Here is an 18,162-nt window from a genome sequence, read left to right as displayed (position 1 = left end):
CCGAAAACCCTGCCATGTACGGTCGAGTACCTCGCGCTCTGTGGGGGACTGCTAGGGCTGGGTCAGCTGCCAGAGGGCCGCTGAGGACCACAGGATTGCGATGAGGGTGACCAGGGTGCCACCGGCGAGTGGCAACGCCCAGGTGGGTAGGCGCCGGCTGCGGGCGAGGAGTACCTTCGCGGCGAACGCTCCTCCGATCCCTGTGTGTTCTCGGCTGTCGGCGCCGCCGCAACAGCCCGCTCAACGTAGCTCAACCAGTTATGTCCCGCCTTCGCGGTGTCCCCCGGCGTCAATCTTCCGAAAACCGGGGAATGCCAGGTTTTGCTGTGCTCTGAAATTCGCGGGATTATGTTACTGAGAAATACTTGAGGTTATCGCCCCGCTGGGTTTCGTCGCCCGTCAATTCATGCGTAGGCGCCGACGGTGCGATCCAGCCGGCCGCAGGTGGCCTCTATTCGGTACCAGAAACTCGCGCGGGTTACCGGTTCACCCGCCCTTGACATCCGGTGGCAAGATCGACGGCGGCACGCGCCACGAGTATCGACATGCGGCGTGACCAGTATGGGTGATTATTCGGCACCCGTGAGGCTCTCCGCCGGCTTGCGCATGGCCAGCTGCCGGGCCGCGAGCAGCCGCAGCGCGGCCACTTCGACGATCACGCTGATCGCAGCCTGCGGGGAGGGGGAATCCGTGCTCGGTGAACCCGAAAATCCCGATGGTGCGGGAGAGCGTGAAGCCGCCCAGCGCGCCCAGGGCCACGGCGGCGGCGCCGAGCCTGACGATGGCCGAGTCGCTGACGAGCAGCAGTAGGGTGACGGCGAAAGCGCCGCCGGCCTGGAGCAGGAACGCCGTGCCGATGATGTGGATGTGCCGGTAGCCGCCGTTGAGGTAGAGGTCGGCGTGGATGTAGCCGCTGGCGGCGATGGCGGCGGCCGTGCTCAGGCGGGTGGCGAGGGCCGCGGACGCCTTCATGCCAGCTTGTGGTCGGTGACGGCCAGGCCGCCTGCGCCCTTACGGTAGGTGACAGTGCGGATGCCCAGTGCGTCCTTGAGGCGGCCGGCTGGTACCACCTGCGGGAGGGGTCCCGGCCCGATGCCCGGTTTGGGCAGCGGGTAGGCGGTGGTGGTGGCGCTGTGAAAGGTGACGTTGCCTTCGGTCTTGGTGAACAGCTGGTGCACGTGGCCGTTCAGGCAGGTCACAGAGGAGAAGCGGCGTAGCAGGCCTAGGACCTTGATGGCGTCATCGGTGCCCCAGCCCCAGGCCGGGTACATGGCGAACAGCGGGATATGGCTGAACACCACGATGGGAGTGTCAGCCGATAGACCAGCGACGTCTTTGCGGACGAAGTCGATCTGGTCGGCGCCAAGGTGCCCGAGTTGCTCCATGTGCAGGGTGTTGACCAGAGCGATGAAGTGGACGCCATGGGTGTCGAAGCTGTACCAGCCGTCGCCGAGGGTGTTTGCGCCGAATCGCTGCCGGTACGCATGTCCGGCGTCGCCGATCGAGTCGTGTTCCCCGGGCACCGTGAAGACGCGACCGGTACGCAGGCCGGTCAACATCTGCTTGACCTGGTCGAACTGGCCCGGGGTGGACAGGTGGGTGAGGTCGCCGCTGTGCATGACGAAGTCGGGCTGGAAGCCCAGGCTGTTGACCTGATTGAGCGCTTCGGTGAACGTTCGGTTCACGTCGGTGTTGGCGGCGCCGGTGAAGCCGATGTGGCTGTCGGAAATCTGCACGAACCGCAGCGCGCCAGAGTTGGTGGCGGCCTGTGTGGCGGCGCTGTCCTGGCTGCCTGCGATGCTGCTGATCACTTGGCCGTCGGCCACCGTCAAGACCACGGCGGAGCCGAACCAGCCGGCGTGGCGCAGCAGTTGGCGGCGAGACATCCCGTGTTCCGGCGTCGGCTCGGCTCCACGCGGATCGATAGGGCCGGTCACTGGGTCACCGTCACAGTGGCGGTCATGAACGGGTGGATGCTGCACAGGTACTTGTAGGTGCCCGGCTTGGTGAACTTGTAGGGGTAGCGGGCACCGGACGCCAGCGCGGCGGAGCGGAGCGGACCCTGGCCCTGGCTCGTCACGGTGTGCGGTTCAGGGTCCTGGTTGATCCAGGTCACCGTAGTGCCTGCCTTGACGGTCAGCGCAGCGGGATGGAAGGCGAAATTCTTGATCGTCACGGAGTTCGGGCCCACCGGCGTGGCCGGCGCGCTGCCTGTGGGGGCGGCTGTGGCCGTGTTGGGGATCACCGGGATGGCAGATGCCGGGCCGGTGCCGCCGGGCATGCCGGGCAGGCTCTGGCCGGCGCCCGGGGTGATCCCGGCGGACGCCGGGCCGCGGTGCGGCGGGTCGCCGCAAGCGGTGACCAGACCAAGTGCGCCGATCAGAGCAAGTGCGCCGATCAGGGTCGGTAGGCGCGGTATGCGGGGATGAATACCGTGACTCATACTCATGTCCCTCTCGCTGGCTGGAGTGCCGATCCAATCAGCGCGAATCGGCATCGACACTGTGAGATAGCACGCCGGGTTACCCACGGAACCGGTGGCCGGTATGGAGCAGGAATGGGGTGACGTTGCCCCAGCGGGTGAACTCCGGTGCCTTGAAGTCCGGATAGGTCGGCCGGTAGTCGCCGGGTTTGCCGGTGGTGGTGCAGGGCGGGGCGGCGTCCGCGCCGTCGTGCGCGCGCAAGGCGAGGATGTCGCGGGCGCCCGGGCACCGGCCTGGATGCCCGCCTGTTTAGCGGGGCCGGCGGGATGCCAGGCGAGGTCGGCGGCCAACTGGTGGTCCAGGTTGGTCTTCTGCGCCGGGTACATGATCCTCCTCCTGATCAAGGGAGGAAAGGTGACAGGCCGCTCCGGCACGTCCACCAGCGCCGACCGTGGCTGGGACTCGACTGCGCCGACGTGCTGAAACCCGATCCAGAGCGTTTTTACCCTGAACTGACCGAAGCAACGTGAAACCACTGTGATGTGCGACGTTGCCACTCATATCACCGGAGATAGATGCATAGTTAAACTATTTCCTCAGTTATGTTCCACCTTTGCGGTATCCCCGGCGTCAATCTCCCGAAACCGCGGAATGCCAGGTTTTGCTGTGCTCTGAAATTCGCGGGGATATTTTACTGAGAAATACCTGGGGTTATCGCCTCATATCACCGGAGATAGATGCATAGTTAAACTATTTCCTCAGTTATGTCCCACCTTTGCGGTATCCCCGGCGTCAATCTCCCGAAACCGCGGAATGCCAGGTTTTGCTGTGCTCTGAAATTCGCGGGGATATTTTACTGAGAAATACCTGGGGTTATCGCCCCACTGGGTTTCCTCGCCCGTCAATTCATGCGTATCGAAACGGGTCGCTTCCGTAGGTGCTGACCGAGAACACGCTTGTGCCAACCGCCGCGTCTTCCTCCGTGAGGTCTATGACCTGGAGGGGAAACTCACCTCGGCGATCGCCGCACTCGGCATCACCAGTCTGACCGCCGACCAGGTCACCGCAGCCCAACTTGCCGCACTGGTCAGATCACACTGGTCCATCGAAACCAGTCACTACGTGCGTGACGTCTCCTACGGCGAGGACGCCGGCACCATCCGCACCGGCACCGGACCCGCCGTCATGGCCGCACTGCGCAGCTTTGCCATCGGCGCCCTCCACCTGGCCGGCTTCCCCAACATCGCCGCAGGCCAACGCTGGTCACACGGCGACTACGCCAACCCACTCGGCATCCTCGATCTCAAAATGTGAGAACGCCGGAACCGTGGGGTGGGCCGTCCCATGGCTCCAGCACGACCCCGGCCTCATGCCAAGGAGAGGTGCTCCAGAATATCGCCCAATTCAGGGCCGCCTCGAAGCAGGAGCCCTCGGGCAGACGCGCCGCGATCTCCCAGAAAGGGGGCCATCCTGCCGGCTCGTACAGAAGGCCGTCTTGGTCTTTCAGAGTAAATTGACTGCGTTCCACGCAGATTACCTCATGGAGTCGTTCGACGAGTTGCGGCGTTCATTCTCCCTGGATGGATAAATGCACGATGTGTGGCCTCCCCGCAGAGGACACACATCGGTGTATTCTGATTTCGGTGGATTCGGCCTGGTCGACACTCATGCTGCCTGGATCTTCGAATAAAGCGTCGTGTACTCGATGAGGGAGTCTAATGAGAGCTGACGGGCCTGCTTCAGGCAGACTCGAACCTGGTAGCCAACCGGCGGGTGAGCACTCACTGAGCACGGACTGCGAGTCCTGGAAAAAGATCGTGCCCCTGCCTGTCGACCGGGAAATAGATCGCTGCTGGGATGTCGCGCTCCCAGTCCGGGCTGTCCCAGGCCGACTGCGCTCACGACGCCCGGCACATGGGCCTGAAAAGGCTCAGTACTCAAGGACGCCGTGGGAGGCCACGATGTGACTGGAAGTGTTCGGCCGTACCCCGGTGATGCGCTCGGCCAACTGCAGCGCCGCGGCAAGCCCGCCCTCCGACCTGCCATGGACCAGGCCGAGCTCGATCCGGTCGGCCAAGTAGTCTCGCGGGGCGTCGTCCGCGTCGTAGGGGATCAGCGGGTCGAAGGACAAGATCTTGCGGCCGTCCGCGTAGTGGTCGAAGGACGCGACGCTGTTCACGTTGACAAAGACGCTTGCCGTGACCGTTCCTGCCGACAAGGGCCGCAGCACCTCGTCCAGCGTGCCGGCGAAGCCGTTCCACTCGCTCAGGATGGTGCCGCCCTCGGCCGGATGGGCACAGATGAGACCCTCCTCAATCTCGCCTTCCTCGTCGTCACCGTCGAACACCTCGATGCCGAGGCGGGCCAACGCCTCGTGCGGGGTGAGACCGCGGACGAGCGTTGTGCAGAACGCGGTGTCATCGAGCCAGCTGTAGACGCTCACGGAAATCCTGCTCTCTCTAGGGCTAGATCATGGGAATCCTGGCATGCGGGTCCGACGGAAATCGCGCGCGACCGTGAGAGACGACAAACGCGCTACTGAGCGCCTTACGCTGCTTGGGAGAACGAGGCTTCGTCTTGCTCACAGAGCACTGGCGCGCCCTCCAGCACATCACCACCGCCAGCCCAGCAAAAATCGGGGACATCGTCAAAGCCGCACTCGTTCTCACCCATTTCGAACACGGCCACCTGACGTGAAAGGTCGCTGAGATCACCTCAGTGTCAGTGCAGGTCAGAGGGCATGTGTGGTCCAGATTGGACGGTCTTGAACGGCCCTGAACCGCAACTGAAACTGCAACTGACGATGCTCGGCGGGCCGGGACTGAGGAACGAAGCCCTGGGCCTCCGATCGCCCCCGACCACGAACGGACCGGCCACCCTGTGGCGATCGTCGTGCCGCATCTGGGCGGCGGCGCGACCATGAACTGGCCGCGAGGTACGGGCGGCTTGGCCTGCGAAAATAGGAGGCGGCAGTCAGAATGCCTATGTCAGGATGGTCGCTTTGTATCCGATATGAAAGGAACTGAATGACCATGCCTAGCGCCATCACTTTGATCCGCTCCGCTTCTCTGTCCGACGTCGCCCAGTACGCTTACGCAGCCACGGCGCCTGCCGAGTCACGACTCATCTTCCTCGCCGGAGCGTGTCCCCTGAACGAGGACGGCTCGACGGCAGCGATTGGGGACTACGCGGGCCAAGCAGCGAAAGCCATTGAGAACATGCAGGCGGCTCTCACTGCCTCTGGCGCATCATTGCAGGACGTCATCAGCACAAGGGTTCTCGTCGCATCCACCCGGCAAGAGGATTTGGTGGCTGCCTGGGAGGTAGTCCGGGACTCGTTCGGTGAGCATGACGTACCGAGCACCTTGATGGGAGTCACCGTGCTTGGTTACGACGACCAGCTCGTTGAGATCGAAGCCATCGCCGCCGTACTTGATTCCTGAGCGGTAAGCGTCCACCTGGCGCAAACGGACACGGCTAAGAGACCTGTGCGAACGCACGCGCCTCTCCCGCCGGGTGCCGGCTAGCGCTCTGAACGGGGATGCTGTCCGGGTTCGGTGAGTGCGAAAGGCGCATGCATGTTCGGGCTGGGCTGGTTTGAGCTGCTGATTCTCGCTGTGTTGGTGATACGAGCATTGCGGCGATAGGCCAGCCGTGTTCCTCGGTGAGCCGGGGTGAGGAACGAACCCAGCGCACCGATCGCCCCCGACCACGGCAAACTGAACCGCGCCGGGATTGCTGGAGGCCTATGAGTCCCCATGGTTTCCTGCTGTCCCCCCGTCCCGACGGGTACGCAGAAGCGGTCATCAGCCGAGTGGAGGTGATCGTTGGTGCGGTAGGTGCGCAATGCTCTACCGCGACACCCGAGTCTCGTCCGCCGGCACTACCCGGGCGGTCATACCGGGTGAGGCAAGACCGGCGATAACCGCCGCGAGAACGGGCAGACCGACGACCAGAGCGGCGATCAGCGACCACGGGGTATCGAAGGCCACCCGTGGCATCGGATCCCATTCGACCGAGGCCGTCATCGGCCATACGAGGAGCAGGCCGATCGTGCACCCGGCGGCTGCGCCCATCGCCGTACCGCAGGCCGCGCTGAGTCCCGCACGGCAGGCGGCGAGTGATCGCAGAGGCGCGGTCGAGTCGCCGCCGACCCGTAGAAGCACACGTCTCGATCGGGAGTCGCCGACCTGGCCGGTCGCGGCCAATGCGCTGCCGAGGGCGACGACAACCGCTGCCACAACGAAGACCCACCAGCCGGTCGAAGCCTGGAACCCTCGCTCGACGTACGTGGTTGCGGTGTCACCCAGCCGACGGTCGAGCCGCTCCTGTTCGATCATGGAGGTTCGATGAATGGAGGGGTCGATGATCATTTTATCGGGCTCCAAGTGATAGCCGAGATCTCGCATGATCTTCGCTGGGAGGAAGAGCTCCTCCATGTGAGGGTCGGCGGGCTTGACGACGATTACAGGAATGCTCTTGGTCAACAGTGACTCGTCATTCCTGGCGAAGTCGAAGTCGTAGTGAATCGACACCTTTTCGACTTCCACGTCGTCGGCCGTGACCACTACTGCTGTGTTCTCGTCGTAGGGCGTCGACGGGTCTCCAGTGAGATAACGGAGCAGCGCGTGGTCGCCGATGATGCCGGCCGGAGCAACGCTCTCCAGGTCCGGAAACTCTACGTTCTCGATGTCCAGGCCGAAATGCCCGTTCTCGCGCTGGCGATCGGCCTGCGTAATGGGCACTCCGGGTAACTCCTGTTGGATGGCCGCACGTACGGCAGCTGCTTCTTCCGCTGAGAACCACTGCACCAGGAGGGCGCCGGACCGGACCTGTGGATAATATTCCGCCCTGTTCTGTGCTGTTGCGGCGACAGCGATGATCATTACCGCGATTGCGAGGGCCGTCGCGACCATCGTTGCCGCGACCGCGGGAGCCGTTCTAGCCCGATTGTCGGCCACGTCGTGGGCCGCCAGGCGCATCGGCAGAGGCAGGTGTACGGCGCGTCGCCCGAGGATTCCCAGAAGCCATGAGGTGAGCGGGCCCAAGCCGAAGAGAAACAGTGCCCCGCCCATCAGGGCTGCCAGGGTCGTCAATGCCGATCCGAAGTCGTCATAGTGCTGGTCTTCGTGTGTGGACCATGCGGTGAGCGCCATCACCATAATGCCGATCATCGACAGAATCGATCCATAGACCAGATGGAGCAGCTGTACGCGGGTGTGGCGACCGTCCGGGGCTGATCGTGCCGCGAATCCTATGGAGCCGAGCGCAAAAGCCATAGGAATGCTCAAGATCGCCTCAATCATGGGGAAATGGTATGCGGTGCCGAATGAGGATGTGTGGAAGAAGGTCAGGGATACCTAAGGAGTCGTGATTCGGACCGATGCCGTGCATTGGTGCGGCCCGAGCCGCCGGCTGCCGGGACCGACCCTCCAGGCCGCATGCCCGGCCGCTGAGTGGACGCAGGACTGTGAGGCGGTGCAGAGCGCCGAGCCTATGCTCCAACATCTGCGCCATCACTCCTGAACAGGTAGCCTCACCGCCGACGTGGTAGCTGTACGACCCGCGGCACGCGGTGGTCTTGCTCTGCCTGAACGCCAGGGTGCATGCGCCGGAGGCCGCCGAGCGGGTCGGGCACGAGGTGGATGTGCTGCTCAGGGTCTACGCCCGGTGCGTCGGCGGGCAACACAAGATGGCAGACAAACGGATCGTGGAAGCGCTGTCGACGTGGCCCCTGGCAGTGCGACACGAAGGACCCCGGGCATCCCTCGGGGTCCTTCGTCGTGCCGGCTCCGGGCTCTCCGAAATCATTTCGCGTGCTTCCGAAATTCCCGATGCCACGGGGAAAACGCCGCTGGTTCCGTTCCACGTGTGTTCCGTGAACGGTGGCCCGGAATTGCATCCGGCCGCATGTGCCGGGGAAGACCGGCAGGAGCAAAGACCCAGCTCAGGGCCTTAATTCCTGGTCAGGAGTGACAGGGCGCCTGGGACTCGAACCCAGAACCTACGGATTAAAAGATCGATCTTGTGCTGTTCCGGACAGTTCAATGCAGGTCAGTGGGTGTGGGCGGGTCCATCCTGAACCGCTTGGAACGTCCTGGGACTGCAACGGGAAATGCAACGGGCAGCTCATCCTCGATCAGTCCGGGCAGTCAATGGATCCGACGATGGGCGCCGCCGCGTAGTGAGTCGGTGTGAAGGTGACCCCGGTGGCCCGTGCGGCCAGGGCGATGGCGAGAGCGGTGGAGACCCGTGTGTCGGTGAACTCCTCCCCGTCCAACGGCATGCCCAGATCCCGCATATGGGCCAGCAGACGGTCCGGATCGCTGCCGTTCCGCTCGCTGGGAAAGAACGGCTCGAACCGTGTGGTCACCACCTCGTCGACCGAGTAGACGAAGTGCTCGTCCATGGTGATGCCGGTGATGAGCCTCGCCGTCTGCGTCTCATGGGAGAGCGCCTCCGGGAGATCCTGGCAGTGGTAGTCGATCAGGACCGCTCCTCCGTCTGCCGCGTAGGCGGCGATGCCCCATTCGCGGGAGATGTCACCGGGGGCGGCGCCGATCCGGCCATGGTCGGGCAATCGTGAGAGTAGTACTCGTGTGGCAATGGGATCGAGGCATAGGGAAGGGGGCGATATCCCGCTCTATACAAGACACCATCGCTCCTGGATCATTCGGTGTATGAATTGGGAGACGCTCAGTACAACTGTTCTGCCCCTGCTCGGCGTGTTACTGGGGACAGGCGGAACTCTCCTAGGTCAGCACCTGGCCACACGTGTTGATAGGAAGCGTCTGGAACACGACCGGCTTGTCGTTATGCGTACTGAACGGAAAGCCGCCATCCTTTCTTTTCTCGATGTGGCTCAGCGGATCGAGATGGCCCTGGACGAACACGCTGAATCTAAGGATTCACCAGGTGAGGCGGACTCGAAGGAAAGCCTCCATCAGTTGTGGCTGGCCAAGAAAAATGTTGAACTCGTCTGTTCGCCTGAATTGGCTCAGAGCGCACATGACTACACGTACGCTCTGCATGTCAGCCTGAGAAGCCCTGATCGCATTACTGATCCAAGTGCGAAGCGGCAGGCCCGATATCTCGTAATGGAATCTGCGAGGCGAGATCTCGGAATCACCGGACGTCCTCTTCGGCGTGAACTTTCTCCAGCTTCGACATCCAGTGACGCCTGAGTCCTTTGAAGATCTCGGCACTCGCCCCTCGGGCTGCCGCGTTCCAGGTCGGGGGCGGTTTCACCTTGCCCGTGATTCCCCATGGTGGCCCTCCTGACGGGCACGCTTGGGATGCGTCGGCGCGGTCCTGCTACCTGGTAAGCCGTGCTGGGGAATGAAGCATGGCTCGTCGATCGCTCCCGACCCCGTACGGAGATCAGCCCGCATGAGGGTGGTGCCGGCTTCGGCGCCGCATCACTGGCTTGAAGACAGCGCCTGTCGTGGGATCGACGGTGGACAGCGGGGGCCAGGGCGGGCAGGCTGATCACACGGCGATGAGGGAGAGATCATGAATTTTGGCGCCACGGGCGTGAGCGTGCTCTTCATGCTGCTTGGCGCTCTCGTCCAGTTCCTGGTCATCTACTTCGCCGTACGCCTTGCTCTGAAGCATGACCGTGAACGTTCCGAGCGCGGTTGGCCGCAGAGGTAGCATCCTCGGAGAGCGGAGCGGCCGGCGCCGATGCGAAGCACCCCAAAGGGGCCGTGAAACGGTCGGGGCCGGTGGCCGTAGCACTACGGCAGGCTTCCAGCAGCCCGGATCGTCGGAGTGACGCGCTGTGGGTGCTCCAGGGCGCGGGGCGGGAAACAGATGAACCTCGCCCGGAGTGCTCACCGGCCCGGAGGTGCCCAGGTGGAAGGCGGATCCGGTTTCCACGCCGACGTCTCGTCAGCTGCCCGCCTCCGGGTGGCGATCCCGCCACTATATCGAGTTTGACTTATATAAGGTGAAACTGAAATAGTCTTCACGTGCGCACGTCGACGTTCCTGGCGATCCGGAGTCGGGGCCGCTGACGAGCAGGCCGTTCCCATCGCCAGGAACATCATCACCTTTAACGCACCTCGCTAGGAGTCCACCCGATGTCACAAAAAATCACTACTTTCTTGATGTTCGAGGGCGCGGCAGAAGAAGCGGTGACGTTCTACATGTCGCTGTTTGACGACGCGGAGATCCTGGCCATTGCCCGCTACGGCCCCGAGGGGCCCGGCGCGGAGGGCAGTGTGCAGCACGCCACGTTCACGCTGGCGGGACAGGAGTACATGGCCATCGACAGCTACGTGTCGCACGCGTTCACCTTCACCCCGTCGGTCTCGCTGTACGTGCAGTGCGAGTCGGAGGCGGAGATCGAGCGCCTGTACGCGGCGCTGTCGGAGAACGGCGAGCCGCTGATGCCGCTCGGCTCCTACGGCTTCAGCAAGCGCTTCGGCTGGACCAACGACCGCTTCGGCGTCTCCTGGCAGCTGAACCTCGCCTGATTCCTCCACCCGGCCCGCCGTGGCGGATCCCGCGTGCCCGTGACGCGGGATCCGCCACGGCTTCGGCGGCGAGTTCCTCGCTGCACAACCACCGCGTCTCCGGACAGCTCTCCAGCAGCTCGCCGAGCGGGCTGCGGCCGGTGACGTGGCCGGTGACGCGGCCCCGGTCGAGCACGATGACCGGGTCGCCCCTTTTCGTCTCCTTGATCGATCGACCGTCCTCAGCAGGACAGCAGACGGCCTCCGGGAGAACAATCGATTTGTTGGGCGGCCTGGCAGTGCCCGAGCCCGGGCCGGCTCGCGGTCAGCGGGAACGCCGGCGGGGTGGCAGGCGCGGCACCACGAGCCGGGGGCGGGCCGCCGGGTTGGGGGTGTGCGGCGGCTGCAGGACCAGGCGCTCCAGAGCGACCTCGATCGCCCGGTCCAGCTGGGTGTCCACGCCCGCCGCGTAGTCCTGCGGAGTGATGTCGACCTCGATGTCGGGATCGGTGCCGTAGTTCTCCACCCGCCAGCCCACGTCGTCGAATGCGAAGGAGAACTCCGGCTGGGTGGTGACCGTCCCGTCGGCCAGGTGATGCCGGGGCCAGATGCCGATCACCCCGCCCCAGGTGCGCTTGCCGATCAGCGGGCCCAGGCCGAGCAGCTTGAAGGTGTGGCTGAAGATGTCACCGTCGGAGCCCGCCCACTCGTTGGCGATCGCCACCATCGGGCCGCGTGGTGACTCCTCGGGGTAGGGCTCGGGCACGCCCCAGCGGGGGAAGTTGTAACCCCGGCGGCGCCGGGCCAGCTTCTCCAGCAGCAGCGCCGACACGTGGCCGCCGCCGTTGAAGCGGACGTCCACCACGAGCGCCTCTCGGTCGTACTCGGTCAGGAAGCCGCGGTGGAACTCGGCGTAGCCCTCCGGGCCCATGTCGGGGATGTGCAGGTAGCCGATCCGGCCGTCGCTGAGCTCGTGGCAGCGGGCTCGGTTGGCCTCCACCCAGTCGCGGTAGCGGCCAGGCCGCTCGTCGTCGACGGCCTTGACGGTGACGGTCCGCCTTTCGTCCCCGCGCTGGATGGTGAGCTGGACCTCCTGATCGGCCTGGTTGACCAGCAGCTCGTCGGGGCTGACCTCGGCGCCGACGGGCTGGCCGTTGACGGCCAGCACCACGTCACCCGGCTGTACGTCCACTCCGAGGCGGTTGAGCGGCGAGGTCGCCTCGGGGTCCCACCGGTCACCACCGACGATCTTCGCGATCCGGTGGACGCCGTCCTCGAAGGCCCAGTCGACGCCCAGCTTGCCCTGCCGGTAGTGCGGCCGGGGCCGGTAGGCGCCGCCGCTCTCGTAGGCGTGCGAGGTGCCCAGCTCGCCGAGGAGCTCCCACAGCAGGTCGGAGAACTCCCCTCGGGTGGTGACCCGGTCGACCAGCGGCAGGTAGCGCAGGTAGACGCCGTCCCAGTCGAGCCCGGCCATGTCCTCGGTCCAGAAGTTCTCCCGCTGCAGCCGCCAGGCCTCCCTGAACATCTGCCGCCACTCGGCCTCGGGGCGGATGGACACCTTGACCCGGGACAGGTCCACCCATCCGCTCGTCCGGCCCGGTGTCTCGTCGCTCTCAGGCTCCTCGCCCGCCTTGACCACCCGCAGCCGCCTGCCCGCCTGGTAGAGCAACGTGCTCTGGTCACGGCCGAGCCGGAACTCCGACACGTCCCCGACCATGGTCTCCTGCTTCTGCTTGGCGAAGTCGTAGACGTGCAGGGTGCCTTCGGAGGAGTCGGCGTAGTCGTCACCGAGGCTGCCCTCGACGGGGAAGGTCAGGTAGACGGCCTTGCCCTTGATACCGGCGATGCCCTCGTAGCGGCCCTCGGGGACGGGAAAGCCGACGATCCGGTTCTCGATGCCGTCGAGATCGATGACCACCTCGGGCACCTCCTCGTCCTCGTTCTCGTCGTCGCCGTCGTCGTCCGTGAGAGGCCGGGGCTTGGGGACGAAGGGAGACGTGACGTCGGTGCGGAGCGCGATCGCGTAGGGACGGGAGCCCAGCGGGAAGCCCAGATCGAAGTGGAGCTCGTCGTAGACGGGATTGAAGACACGCCGGCCGATGAAGTAGAGGTAGTCGCCGCCCGGGTCAAAGGCGGGATGGGCGTCCCGCAGCACCGGCCGGGTGGCGAAGAAGGTCTCGCCTGTTTCGACCCGGCACAGTTTCACCGCCGTCGTCTGCGCGGTGTCCCGGCAGGCGTACGCGAGCCAGCGGCCGTCGGGGGACCAGGCCAGGTCCTCGATCGCGCCGAACACGCTGGAGTCGACGGTCCTGCCCCGTGCCAGACCCTTTTTCCGCCTGGAGGTTCTGGGGGACTTCTCCGGTGTGAGGTCGACCAGGATCAGCTCGTTGCGATGGTTGGCCACCGCGACCAGGTCGGCCGTGGGGGAGACCTCCAGCGCGGTGGCGCGGCCGACCTCGAGGTGGTCGAGCCTGACGGGGTCGGCGGAGCCGTCGGCGGTGAGCACCACCAGCACCTCGCGGTCGCCCTCGTCGCTGGCCGCCGCCATGAGCCGCTCACCGTCGTTGAGCCAGTTCAGCAGCCGGTAGCGCACCCCGTACAGCGCCCCGTGCTGGCGTACCGGACCCTCCCAGGCGGCGAAGGAGAACGCCTTGCCCCGGGTGGTGATGGCCAGGCCACTGCCGTCGGGGTTGAGCGTGGCGCTGTCCAGGAAGTTCTCGGCCGAGGCGAAGCGGCGGTTGAGCTGGGTACGCGAGCTGCGCAGCCGTACCTCGATGGGGCGTGACTCGCCGTCCTCCACCAGGTAGAGCTCGGCCCCGGCGTGGTAGACCAGCCGGTGGCCGTCGCCCGACAGGTTGCGGGCGTAGTAGTCGGCGTGGTCGGAGTGCCTGCGCAGGTCGCCGCCGTTCGCGTCGCAGGAGTAGACGTTGCCCACGCCCTCGTGGTCGGAGATGAAGTAGACCCGGTCCCCGACCCAGCAGGGCGAGGCGAGATTGCCGGGAAGCGCGGTGAGCCGCCGGAACCGCCCGTCGTCGCCGGTCTCGATCCACAGATCGCCCACGGTGCCGCCTCGGTAGCGCTTCCACCGGGCGGGGTCGGCGGTGTTGCGGCCGAGCACGATCCGCGGGCCGTAGGAGATGGTGTTGGCCGGGCCGTACGGCAGGAGCTCGGGCATCCCATCCGGTTCCACCCGGTGCAGCCGGTTGCGGCCGTCGAAGGGCTGGCCCTGGTCGCTGGCGTAGACGATGCCGCCGCCGGGATCCCAGCCGGTGACGCTGGACCGGGCGCCGTGGTAGGTCACCCGCCGGGCCGCGCCACCGTCGGCGGGCATCACGTAGACCTCTTCGGGCCCCTCCTCGCGGCCGACGAAGGCGAGCCGGTCGCCACCGGGGGAGAAACGCGGGTATCCCGCCTCGGCCACCCCGGCGGTCAGCCGGAAGGCCCGCCCGCCGCCGGCGGTGACCATCCACAGGTCGTCTTCGGCGGCGAAGACCACCATGTTGCCGAAGATCGTCGGAAAACGAAAGTAGGCGGGCATCGTGTCACTCCATGATCGGGCGACCGGGTTTCATGCCGGTCGCCCGATCATGATTTCACGTCCTCGGTGGCTAGGAGGCTCGTCCACCCGGGTGGGCGGACCCCGTCTCGGGCAACCTGGTTTCGGGCTGTCCGGCCTCTTTCTTCGCCTGTTTGGCGGAGCGTGTCGCTTTTATGGCGGCCTTCTTGCTCTTACCCGAGCTCTTCGCCGCCTTGTTCTTACTGTCCTTGGTGTTCTTGGTGTCCGTCATCGTTTCCCCCGTTGTGCTTGATGGACGACGCCCTTGATTAGGCACTCAGAGGGGTTTAATACCCTTTACGGGCATCAACCACCCACAATCTGTGCGGTTACGGATGCGGTGCGTGGTCGAGGGCGGTGCCAGTCGGTGCCGGTCGGTGCGTCGAATCATGTGCGGTCCTCGCCGCCGGGGGATCCGGCGAGGGCGCTCGTCCTCGTAACCGCCACGCCGGTGTCGCGCACGCCGGGCTCGTCGTGGCGGACGGCGGCGGCCAGGAGTGTGAGGACGCCTTCGAGGTTCTCCGGTGTGAGCGTGCCACCGGCATTCCGCCAGGCCGGCCTGACGCTCTGCCGACGTCGTGCGGGAGGCGTTGTTCCCGGGGCGGCCGATGGCGGCGATCCGGGCCGCGGGAATGTCGAGATCGCGGAGAAGGCTGGGAATCGCCCGACACCTGAGCCGCGGCCCTTCCGGCCCCGGGGGAGGGCATGATCGCGTGCTTGGATTGCGCCTGCGAAAAGAAGAGGTAAATCGCAGCCCTCGGAACGGATAATGATCTTCACGATTGGGCAGAACGTCGGCACATGGCTTGCGTTCCGGGGAGGTGATGCATGGCCTGGTCACAAGACGAGGAGCGCATGCTGCTGCAGATCGAGCGCCATCTCGTCGATGAGGATCCGCGGCTAGCCGCGCGGCTGGAGTCGTTCAACGAGCGTGTCCAGCGCAAGGAGGGTGGCGGTGGCCGCAAACGCGGCGCCAAGAAGGGCCGGGGGCGTTCTGCCAGGCGCCTGCGCCGTTCGACGGTCATCATCATGTTCAGCTGGCTGCTGATCGCGACGCTGATCGCCACGCTTCTCATCATGGTTCTGCGCCACGAGGCGGCCGCTGCGTTCCCGCTGTGACAACAGCCGTCGCCGGCGGCCCCTCTGCGGGCCTCCGTGACCGTCGCCGCGATCGCGGCCGTCCGTCAGCCGAGGGCGCGCAGGAAGTCGGCGGCCACCGGGGCGGCGACCGCCCCGCCGCCGGAGCCCTCCTCGACGATCACTGCGAAGGCCAGGTCGCCGCGGAAGCCGATGAACCAGGCATGGGTCTTCAGGTCGCCCTGCGCGCCGTACTCGGCGGTCCCGGTCTTGCCCCGGGTGCCCCGGGGCAGGCCCGCGTCCTTGGCCGTTCCCTTGGTGACCACCGCGGACATCATCTGGTGCATGCCGGGCATGACGGCCTCGGGGAGCGCCTGAGGCTCCGCCTTCTGCTTGATCGAGGGGACCAGGGTCGGCGGGCGCCAGGTGCCGTCGGCCAGCGCGGCGGCCACCGAGGCCATCATCAGCGGGCTGGCGGTGATCCGGCCCTGCCCGAAGGACTCCGCGGCCAGCTCCGCGTCGCTCTGGGCCCTGGGGAAGCTGCCTTTGGCGGCCGGGACGCCGATGCTGAGCTGCTTGTTGAAACCGAACAGCTCCGCGGTGCTCAGCAGCTTGTCGGCGCCCAGCCGCTCCTTGGCCAGGGGCGCGAAGGTGGTGTTGCAGGAGTGGGCGAAGGAGTCGGACAGCGACACCGAACCGTAGGCGGCGTGGTGGGAGTTACGGATCGGCAGGCCGCCTACCTTGACGTCCTTGGGGCAGGTGACCCGATCGCCTGGGTTCATCCCCTCGGCCAGCAGCCCCACGGCGGTGACCGCCTTGAAGGTCGAGCCGGGGGGATAGTTGCCGTCCAGTGCCCGGTTGAAGCCGCCCTCGTTGTTCACCACCGAGAGGATCTCGCCTGTCGAGGGTTTGATCGCGACCAGTGCGGTGGTCTTCTTCAGGTCGCGGACCGCCTCGACCGCGGCTCGCTGGACCCGCATGTCCAAGCTGGTCTCCAGGTTCTGGCCGGCCTCACCCTCGATCTTGCCGAGCGTCTTGACGGTCTTCTTGTCCGCGCCGACGAGTTCGACCTCGGTGTCGGGGGTGCCGGCCAGGCGCTTCTGGAAGGTGCTCTGCAACCCGCTCGCGCCGACCGCGTCGCCGACCTTGTAGGGGACCCCCAGTTTCGCGACGCTCTTCGCCGTGGCCTTCTCCAGGTAGCCGACGAGCTGCTGCACCGAGCCGCCCACGTCGGCGCCGTCGATGCGGGCGCCGTCGGCGGAGGTGATCGCGGCACGCTCCGGCCACTTCGTTCTCAGCGCGAAGGCGGTGGTCGCGGTCAGGTCGGGGTGGACGGCACTGGGCGACCACCTGACCCGCCAGTGCCGGTCGACGACCGCCAGGTCGACGCTGCCGGAGTAACTCCACTCACCGACGTCCTTCAGCTTCAGCGTCGCGGTGTAGGAGGCCTGGCCGGTGCCGTCCCCGGTCTCGCGCACCCCGTCGAGCCGTACGACGGTGTTCTCCACGGCCAGGGCCTTGCGCATGTTGTCGTACGTCGTGGCGAACGTCGGGTCCGGCGATCCCAGCTCGGCGCGCATGCCCGCCAGGTCGCCGCTCTGCCAGGCGCCGACGAATCGCTGTGCGGTCTCCTCGGGCGTGCCCCTGGTGTGCAGGTACCACCAGGCGCCGCCGCCGGCGGCCCCCGCCACCAGCACGACGGCCGCCGATGTGATCGCGATAGTTCTACCCCGTGCCACGTGATCCCCCCAGCTCTCGGTGCCCCAGCGCCGCAGCCTAGCGTGACCTGCGCGAGATATTTCGATAAATGATCATTTGTCCTGTGTACGGCTGGGCGCGTAGCTCGTCACGTACTCCTGCCCGGACAGCTCCTGGATCGCGGCCATGATCTCGTCGGTCACCCTACGCCGGTCGCGCGCGCTCGTCTCGGAACCGGTGAAGGTCATCGGCTTGCCGATGCGGACGCTCACCCGGCCCGGCCTGGGCCTCGCGGCACCGATCGGCAGCACCTTGTCGGTGCCCCCCATCGCCACCGGGACCACCGGCGCGCCGGTGGCCAGGGCCAGCCAGGAGACACCGACCTTGCCCCGGTAGAGGCGGCCGTCGGGAGAGCGGGTGCCCTCGGGGTAGATGCCGAACAGCTCGCCGTCGCCGAGCACCTTCGCCGCCGCGTCGAGCATGTCCTGGGCCGAGGTGGGGCTCTGCCGGTCGATGCTGATCTGGCCGGTGGCGCGCATCCACATCGCGGTGACGGGGTTACCGGTGAAGTACTCGGCCTTGGCGACGAAGCGTACCTGGCGCTTGAGCACCAGCGGCAGGAAGGTCGAGTCGAGGATCGACAGATGGTTGGAGGCCATGATGGCCGGACCCGTGACGGGAACGTGCTCATGCCCGGTGACCGTGGTCGGCCAGAGCAGATGCAGGATCGGAGCGCTGACGGTCTTGGTCAGGCGATAGAGCACGGACTCTCCTCATGAGACGGGTTCACCACACTAGGTGGTGGCCCGACGGCCGACGGTTGTACGCACCCGCACAAGCGGAGCCGCCGGGTTTGTGGCCCTCCTCCAACAGCGTGGCTCTTTTCCGGGGCGAGCCCGACGAAATCCTCCGGTCGGGCCCGGTGAAAAAGAAGCGTCCCGCGAGCCTGGGG

General features: G+C 66.0%; 17 protein-coding genes and 1 pseudogene. 6 read left to right on the top strand and 12 right to left on the bottom strand.

What is annotated here, in order from left to right; translation table 11 throughout:
- Positions 1-51: 51 nt before the first annotated feature.
- From ABZU75_RS22475 to ABZU75_RS22455, 5 genes are all read right to left on the bottom strand, one after another.
- Entirely contained in the window at positions 52-198 is a 147-nt protein-coding gene (locus ABZU75_RS22475; protein WP_355557422.1) for a DUF6529 family protein, read from the bottom strand.
- Between the two features lie 288 nt (positions 199-486).
- A complete protein-coding gene (locus ABZU75_RS22470; RefSeq protein ID WP_355557336.1) occupies positions 487-972 on the bottom strand; it encodes a hypothetical protein in 486 nt (161 codons plus the stop codon).
- Positions 969-1,937 carry a metallophosphoesterase gene (locus ABZU75_RS22465; RefSeq protein WP_355557333.1) on the bottom strand — a complete coding sequence of 323 codons (969 nt, stop codon included), beginning with the start codon at positions 1,935-1,937 and terminating at the stop codon, positions 969-971. Before ABZU75_RS22465 ends, ABZU75_RS22470 begins: the two co-directional genes overlap by 4 nt.
- Positions 1,934-2,497 carry a plastocyanin/azurin family copper-binding protein gene (locus tag ABZU75_RS22460; RefSeq protein WP_355557419.1) on the bottom strand — a complete coding sequence of 188 codons (564 nt, stop codon included), beginning with the start codon at positions 2,495-2,497 and terminating at the stop codon, positions 1,934-1,936. The genes ABZU75_RS22465 and ABZU75_RS22460 overlap by 4 nt, the downstream gene beginning before the upstream one ends.
- A 25-nt stretch (positions 2,498-2,522) precedes the next feature.
- Positions 2,523-2,684, bottom strand: coding sequence for a hypothetical protein (locus tag ABZU75_RS22455; protein WP_355557330.1), 162 nt, complete (start codon positions 2,682-2,684; stop codon positions 2,523-2,525).
- Between the two features lie 774 nt (positions 2,685-3,458).
- Between ABZU75_RS22455 and ABZU75_RS22450 the strand changes: the two are divergent.
- Together ABZU75_RS22450 and ABZU75_RS22445 are read left to right on the top strand one after the other, a co-directional pair.
- A pseudogene (locus ABZU75_RS22450) lies at positions 3,459-3,572 on the top strand (ISAs1 family transposase); the annotation flags it as partial.
- Positions 3,546-3,737, top strand: coding sequence for a hypothetical protein (locus ABZU75_RS22445; protein ID WP_355557327.1), 192 nt, complete (start codon positions 3,546-3,548; stop codon positions 3,735-3,737). The pseudogene ABZU75_RS22450 and the gene ABZU75_RS22445, both read left to right, overlap by 27 nt.
- A gap of 616 nt (positions 3,738-4,353) precedes the next feature.
- On the opposite strand, the gene ABZU75_RS22440 is transcribed toward ABZU75_RS22445, so the two are convergent.
- The gene (locus tag ABZU75_RS22440) at positions 4,354-4,866 is read right to left on the bottom strand and encodes a DUF6461 domain-containing protein (protein WP_355557324.1); all 513 of its coding nucleotides are present in this window, start codon (positions 4,864-4,866) and stop codon (positions 4,354-4,356) included.
- 589 nt (positions 4,867-5,455) lie between these two features.
- Between ABZU75_RS22440 and ABZU75_RS22435 the strand changes: the two genes are divergently transcribed.
- Positions 5,456-5,866 (top strand): Rid family hydrolase, encoded by a 411-nt coding sequence (locus ABZU75_RS22435; protein ID WP_355557416.1) that lies wholly within the window; start codon positions 5,456-5,458, stop codon positions 5,864-5,866.
- Between the two features lie 408 nt (positions 5,867-6,274).
- Here ABZU75_RS22435 and ABZU75_RS22430 read toward each other — a convergent pair whose 3' ends face one another.
- Entirely contained in the window at positions 6,275-7,729 is a 1,455-nt protein-coding gene (locus tag ABZU75_RS22430; RefSeq protein ID WP_355557321.1) for a hypothetical protein, read from the bottom strand.
- 833 nt (positions 7,730-8,562) lie between these two features.
- Positions 8,563-9,003, bottom strand: coding sequence for a DUF6461 domain-containing protein (locus ABZU75_RS22425; protein ID WP_355557318.1), 441 nt, complete (start codon positions 9,001-9,003; stop codon positions 8,563-8,565).
- A gap of 100 nt (positions 9,004-9,103) precedes the next feature.
- Between ABZU75_RS22425 and ABZU75_RS22420 the strand changes: the two genes are divergently transcribed.
- Positions 9,104-9,607, top strand: coding sequence for a hypothetical protein (locus tag ABZU75_RS22420; RefSeq protein ID WP_355557316.1), 504 nt, complete (start codon positions 9,104-9,106; stop codon positions 9,605-9,607).
- Positions 9,608-9,911: 304 nt separating this feature from the next.
- Here the strand turns inward: ABZU75_RS22420 and ABZU75_RS22415 are convergent, their stop codons facing one another.
- Positions 9,912-10,037, bottom strand: a complete 126-nt coding sequence (locus ABZU75_RS22415; protein WP_355557314.1) for a hypothetical protein — start codon at positions 10,035-10,037, stop codon at positions 9,912-9,914.
- Between the two features lie 467 nt (positions 10,038-10,504).
- Between ABZU75_RS22415 and ABZU75_RS22410 the strand changes: the two genes are divergently transcribed.
- Positions 10,505-10,900, top strand: coding sequence for a VOC family protein (locus ABZU75_RS22410; protein ID WP_350923703.1), 396 nt, complete (start codon positions 10,505-10,507; stop codon positions 10,898-10,900).
- Positions 10,901-11,204: 304 nt separating this feature from the next.
- Here the strand turns inward: ABZU75_RS22410 and ABZU75_RS22405 are convergent, their stop codons facing one another.
- Positions 11,205-14,417, bottom strand: coding sequence for a PDZ domain-containing protein (locus ABZU75_RS22405; RefSeq protein WP_355557310.1), 3,213 nt, complete (start codon positions 14,415-14,417; stop codon positions 11,205-11,207).
- Between the two features lie 846 nt (positions 14,418-15,263).
- On the opposite strand from ABZU75_RS22405, the gene ABZU75_RS22400 reads away from it, so the two are divergent.
- Complete coding sequence (locus ABZU75_RS22400) at positions 15,264-15,554, top strand: DUF3040 domain-containing protein (protein WP_350923712.1); 291 nt, start codon at positions 15,264-15,266, stop codon at positions 15,552-15,554.
- A 65-nt stretch (positions 15,555-15,619) separates the two neighbouring features.
- Here ABZU75_RS22400 and ABZU75_RS22395 read toward each other — a convergent pair whose 3' ends face one another.
- Both ABZU75_RS22395 and ABZU75_RS22390 read right to left on the bottom strand, forming a co-directional pair.
- Positions 15,620-17,251: a penicillin-binding transpeptidase domain-containing protein gene (locus tag ABZU75_RS22395; protein ID WP_355557306.1), complete on the bottom strand. Its 1,632-nt coding sequence runs from the start codon at positions 17,249-17,251 to the stop codon at positions 15,620-15,622.
- 72 nt (positions 17,252-17,323) lie between these two features.
- Positions 17,324-17,974, bottom strand: coding sequence for a lysophospholipid acyltransferase family protein (locus ABZU75_RS22390; RefSeq protein ID WP_355557303.1), 651 nt, complete (start codon positions 17,972-17,974; stop codon positions 17,324-17,326).
- Between the last annotated feature and the right edge of the window lie 188 nt (positions 17,975-18,162).

Source organism: Streptosporangium sp. NPDC005286 (assembly GCF_040607515.1).
GTDB lineage: Bacteria > Actinomycetota > Actinomycetes > Streptosporangiales > Streptosporangiaceae > Streptosporangium.
This window is presented reverse-complemented; position numbering and strand designations above follow the sequence as displayed.

Coding starts and splice junctions, on each gene's coding strand:
- ABZU75_RS22415 (WP_355557314.1), bottom strand. CDS start 10,037: ATGCTTCAGAGCAAGGCGTACGGCGAAGTAGATGACCAGGAACTGGAC.
- ABZU75_RS22460 (WP_355557419.1), bottom strand. CDS start 2,497: ATGCCGATTCGCGCTGATTGGATCGGCACTCCAGCCAGCGAGAGGGAC.
- ABZU75_RS22430 (WP_355557321.1), bottom strand. CDS start 7,729: ATGATTGAGGCGATCTTGAGCATTCCTATGGCTTTTGCGCTCGGCTCC.
- ABZU75_RS22435 (WP_355557416.1), top strand. CDS start 5,456: ATGCCTAGCGCCATCACTTTGATCCGCTCCGCTTCTCTGTCCGACGTC.
- ABZU75_RS22470 (WP_355557336.1), bottom strand. CDS start 972: ATGAAGGCGTCCGCGGCCCTCGCCACCCGCCTGAGCACGGCCGCCGCC.
- ABZU75_RS22410 (WP_350923703.1), top strand. CDS start 10,505: ATGTCACAAAAAATCACTACTTTCTTGATGTTCGAGGGCGCGGCAGAA.
- ABZU75_RS22420 (WP_355557316.1), top strand. CDS start 9,104: ATGAATTGGGAGACGCTCAGTACAACTGTTCTGCCCCTGCTCGGCGTG.
- ABZU75_RS22400 (WP_350923712.1), top strand. CDS start 15,264: ATGGCCTGGTCACAAGACGAGGAGCGCATGCTGCTGCAGATCGAGCGC.
- ABZU75_RS22405 (WP_355557310.1), bottom strand. CDS start 14,417: ATGCCCGCCTACTTTCGTTTTCCGACGATCTTCGGCAACATGGTGGTC.